5 protein-coding genes are annotated in these 4,976 nt (G+C 30.9%); all 5 read left to right on the forward strand.

Features of this window, described 5'->3' with window-relative positions; genetic code table 11:
* The coding region (locus DMB91_RS08550) for an ABC transporter substrate-binding protein (protein ID WP_260604906.1) at nucleotides 1-601 on the forward strand (601 nt) is incomplete at its 5' end.
* Nucleotides 602-609: 8 nt separating this feature from the next.
* Complete coding sequence (oppB, locus tag DMB91_RS08555) at nucleotides 610-1,530, forward strand: oligopeptide ABC transporter permease OppB (protein WP_034904149.1); 921 nt, start codon at nucleotides 610-612, stop codon at nucleotides 1,528-1,530.
* Between the two features lie 9 nt (nucleotides 1,531-1,539).
* On the forward strand, nucleotides 1,540-2,526 hold the full coding sequence (gene oppC / locus DMB91_RS08560) for an oligopeptide ABC transporter permease OppC (RefSeq protein ID WP_081946905.1): 987 nt from the start codon (nucleotides 1,540-1,542) through the stop codon (nucleotides 2,524-2,526).
* Between the two features lies 1 nt (nucleotide 2,527).
* Nucleotides 2,528-3,499 (forward strand): oligopeptide/dipeptide ABC transporter ATP-binding protein, encoded by a 972-nt coding sequence (locus DMB91_RS08565; RefSeq protein WP_034904147.1) that lies wholly within the window; start codon nucleotides 2,528-2,530, stop codon nucleotides 3,497-3,499.
* The gene (gene oppF, locus DMB91_RS08570; RefSeq protein WP_034904145.1) at nucleotides 3,499-4,482 is read left to right on the forward strand and encodes a murein tripeptide/oligopeptide ABC transporter ATP binding protein OppF; all 984 of its coding nucleotides are present in this window, start codon (nucleotides 3,499-3,501) and stop codon (nucleotides 4,480-4,482) included. Before DMB91_RS08565 ends, oppF begins: the two co-directional genes overlap by 1 nt.
* Nucleotides 4,483-4,976 lie beyond the last annotated feature (494 nt).

Below are 4,976 nucleotides of genomic sequence, written 5' to 3' on the forward strand. Positions count from 1 at the left end.
TGCTATCAGTGCAGCTGAACTTATCACACCTCCTGAGTGGTCTAAATGGGATGATAAAAAACGTCATGAAGAAGCTATAAAACTTCTTAATGAAGCAGGCTATAATAAAAATCATCCTGTAAGCTTTACTTTGTTATATCCTACAAACGATGATACCAAGAAATTAGCCATAGCTGCTTCTTCTATATGGAAACAAAATTTAGGAGGCATAGTTAATATAAAACTTCAAAATCAAGAATGGAAAACTTTCCTTTCTAATATACATTTAGGACAACACCAAATACAAGCTTCAGGTTGGTGTGGAGATTATGATGAAACGAGCACTTTTTTAAATATTTTTTTGTCTAACTCGTCAAACAACACTGCTTCTTATAAAAATACTCAGTATGATGAAACCATCAAGCAAGCCTATAAAGCTAAAAATGAAAAAGAAAAAGCTGGACTTTATGCTAAGGCTGAAGATTTGCTTGCTAAAGATGTACCTCTCATTCCTATGTTTTATGAAGTTTCAGTAAATTTAATAAAACCTTATGTAAAAGGTTTTAAGCTCAAGCCTTCAAAGAGTTATTATTTTAAAGATGTTTATATTTTAGAACATTGAGGGATTAGATGTTAAAATTTATTTTTTTTCGTATTTTGCAAGCCATTCCTACTTTATTTATTCTTATCACGATTTCTTTTTTCTTGATGAGATTAGCCCCTGGGAGTCCCTTTATGGGAGAAAGGGCTTATCCACCAGAAGTTATGGCTAATATTAATGCTAAATATGGTTTAGATAAACCTCTTATAGTTCAATATGGGGTTTATCTTAAAAATTTAGCTCATGGAGATTTTGGTCCAAGCTTTGTGTATAAGGATTTATCTGTAAATGATCTTTTAGCTCAATCTTTTCCAGTTTCTATTGTTTTAGGGATAATAGCTTTTATTTTTGCTGTTGTGGTCGGGGTAGGTATAGGATTAATAGCAGCTTTAAATCAAAATAATATTTTAGATTATTGCATTATGGCTTTTGCTATGATAGGCGTTGTTTTACCAAGTTTTATTATAGCACCTTTGCTTGTTTTGATTTTTGCTATTAATTTAGATATTTTACCATCTGGAGGTTGGAATAATGGAGAAATTCGATATTTGATTTTGCCGGTTTTGGCTTTATGTATCGCTTATGTCGCTGCAATCTCTAGGATTACTAGGGGATCTATGATAGAAGTTTTACATTCTGATTTTATAAGAACTGCAAAAGCTAAAGGTTTATCGTCTTTAAGAATTTTATTTCGTCATGCTTTAAAACCTGCTTTAATTCCTGTAGTTTCTTATTTGTCCCCAGCCTTTGTTGGTATTATAACAGGATCAGTTGTTATAGAAACTTTTTTTACCATACCAGGCGTAGGTCAACTTTTTGTCAATGGAGCCTTAAATAGAGACTACTCCTTAGTGCTTTCTTTGACTATTATTGTGGGAACGCTCACTATATTTTTTAATGCCATAGCTGATATTGTTTATGCTTTCTTAGATCCTAAGATAACTAATTGAGGTGCAAAAATGAATGTGTTTGATACATATAATACGAAAAAATTAGCTAAAAATTTAGAAAACACTCTTAATATAAATTTGGAAGAACTTAGAAAAAATTGGGAAAATCAAGCCCAATACCCTCAAAATTCAGATCAAAAAATTTTAAAAGGAAGGAGTTTGTGGCAAAACGCCATGAAGAGGTTCTTTAGAAATAAAGCCGCAATAATGAGTTTAATTTTAATTATTGTAGTAGTTTTATTTTCTCTTTTTGGTTCAGTTTTATCAAAATATAGCTATGATGAAACAGATTTTGCATTAATTGCTTCAGCTCCTAGCTTTGAAAATGGACACTATTTTGGAACAGATAATTCAGGTAGAGATTTGTTTGTAAGAGTAGCCATTGGTGGTAAAATTTCTTTATTAGTAGGTGTTGTAGGTGCTTTAATGGCGATAGTTATTGGGGTGATTTATGGAGCAACTTCTGGATATATAGGTGGAAAAACCGATATTATTATGATGAGAATTTTAGAAATTTTTTCTGCTTTACCTTTTATGTTTCTTGTCATACTTTTGGTTACTTTTTTTGGACAGAGTATATTTTTAATTTTTGTTGCTATAGGAGCTGTAAGTTGGCTTGATATGGCAAGGATAGTAAGGGGGCAAACTTTAAGTCTTAAAAATAAAGAATTTGTTCAAGCAGCATTGATATGCGGTGTTAGCACTAGAAGTATTATTTTAAAACATATAGTGCCTAATTTATTGGGTGTTGTAGTTGTGTATGCTTCTTTGCTTGTCCCTGGGATGATATTATTTGAGTCATTTTTGAGTTTTTTAGGTCTTGGGGTTCAAGAGCCTTCGAGTTCTTGGGGTTCTTTGATGAATGATGGGGTAAGTTCAATGGAGCAAACTCCTTGGTTAGTTGGGTTTCCATCAACATTTTTGGTGATAACTTTATTTTGTTTTAATTTTATAGGCGATGGATTAAGAGACGCCTTAGATCCAAAAGATAGATAAAATGTTATTAGAAGTTAAAAATTTAAAAGTTAGTTTTAAAACAGCCGATGGAATTGTAAAAGCTGTTAATGATGTAAGCTTTAGTTTAAATGAAGGACAAACTCTTGGCATAGTGGGTGAATCAGGTTCTGGAAAATCTCAAAGTGTATTTGCTTTATTGGGCTTATTGGCAAAAAATAGTATGGTTGAAGGCAGTGTTTTATTTGAAGGTAAGGAAATTTTAAATCTAAAACCTAAAGAAATGAATCATTTGCGTTCAAAAAAAATGTCTATTATTTTTCAAGATTCTATGACCTCTTTAAATCCTTATATGAAATTAGGGGATCAGCTTGCAGAAGTTTTAACTATTCATAAAGGAATGAGTTATAAAAGAGCTCTTGTTGAGTGTTTGCATATGTTAGATGCGGTAAAAATTCCTGAAGTTAAAAAAAGAATGCAAATGTATCCTCACGAGCTTTCAGGGGGTATGAGACAAAGAGTTATGATTGCTATGGCTCTTTTATGTAAGCCTAAGCTTTTAATTGCTGATGAGCCTACCACAGCTTTAGATGTCACGGTTCAAGCACAAATTATGGCTTTATTAAAAGAATTGCAAAAAGATTTAGGTATGGCTATTATTTTAATTACCCATGATTTAGGTGTTGTTGCAGGTTCTTGTGATAATGTTTTAGTTATGTATGCAGGTAGGGTAATGGAATATACTAATGCAGAAGATGTTTTTTATCATCCAACTCATCCTTATACCTTAGGATTAATGAAAACAATTCCGCGTTTAGATATGGAAGAAAAAGAGCTTAATTTGATTCCAGGTAATCCTCCTGATTTATTAAATCTTCCAAAAGGTTGCCCTTTTGCTCCAAGATGTTTTTTTGCAAAAGAAATTTGTTTGCAAAATCCTATTTTAGAAGAATTAAATTCAAATAAAAAAAGAGCCTGTTTTGCCCCAATTGATAGAGTTTTAAGGAATTATTAATGAAAGAATTACTTTTAGAAGTTAAAGATTTAAGCGTATTTTACACTATTAAAAGTGGTGAAGGTTTTTTTCAAAATAAAAAAATCAAAATGAAAGCCGTTAATAAAATAAATTTCAAGCTTTATAAAGGAGAAACTCTAGGTATAGTAGGCGAGTCAGGTTGTGGCAAATCAACTTTAGCTAAGGCTCTTTTAGGTTTAAATAAAGATTTAAGCGGCAGTATAGTTTGGCTTGGCAAAAATATAGAAAAACAAGGAAAGCAAGAGTGGAAAAATACAAGAAAAGACATACAAATGATCTTCCAAGATCCTTTGGCTTCTCTTAATCCTCGTATGACTATAGGTGATATTATAGCAGAACCATTAAAGATTCATTTTCCCAATATGAATTCTAAAGAGCTTAAAGAAAAAGTTCAACAAATGATGCAAAAAGTCGGCTTACTTCCTAATTTAATCAATCGTTATCCACATGAGTTTTCAGGTGGTCAATGTCAAAGGATAGGAATTGCTAGAGCATTGATTTTAGAGCCTAAACTTATAGTGTGCGATGAACCTGTTTCGGCTTTAGATGTTTCTATACAAGCTCAAGTAGTAAATTTACTTAAGAATTTACAAGAACAAACCCAATTATCTTTGATTTTTATTGCACATGATTTGTCTATTGTAAAGCATATTTCAGATAGGGTTTTAGTTATGTATTTAGGAAATTTGGTTGAAATTGCAAACTATGAACAAATTTATAATGAGACAAAACACCCTTACACTAAAGCTTTAATGTCAGCTGTTCCTATTCCAGATCCAAAAGTGGAAAAAAATAAAAAAATTCAACTTCTAGAAGGAGAATTGCCTTCGCCCATTAATCCTCCAAGTGGTTGCGTTTTTAGAACTCGCTGTCCTTTAGCGGATGAAGAATGTGCTAAAAATATTCCAATGCTTCAAGGTGAAAATGAACATTTTTATGCCTGTTTTAAAGTAAATGATTAGAAAATCATAATACATTGAGTATTATATTTTAAGGGTTTTTCTAGCTTTTTCTGAAAGAAATAGCAAGTATAGACGAGGTAACAGGGGCAAAATACATAAATTAAGCATAATTAGCTTTAGCTGATTAGTAATTTGATTTTATCCTATGTCGTGCCTGTGTTTTGTTATTTTTATATCTTATTTTTTGCTTTAATAGGCTACAAAACAAGATGATTTTATAGAAGCATCTTTGCTTCTATAAAATTTATAAAAAAATTTATAAATTTTTCTTATAAATTTTATAAATTTTTAAGAAAAATTTTATATAATATGTGTTTTATATTTGGAGGGGAATTAGCTCAGCTGGTTAAAGAATTTGCAAACCAAACAAAAAGGCTTTAAAATTTAAAGCAAGTATAAGCATAAATCTTATCTTTGCTTTAGGTTTTAAACCTAATGTTCTTTAAATTATCATTGTTAAGAGTCACAAGCAAGTTTTAATAAAAACAATTTTA

The sequence above is a fragment of the Campylobacter sp. MIT 97-5078 genome (assembly GCF_006864455.1).
In the GTDB taxonomy this organism is placed as follows: domain Bacteria; phylum Campylobacterota; class Campylobacteria; order Campylobacterales; family Campylobacteraceae; genus Campylobacter_D.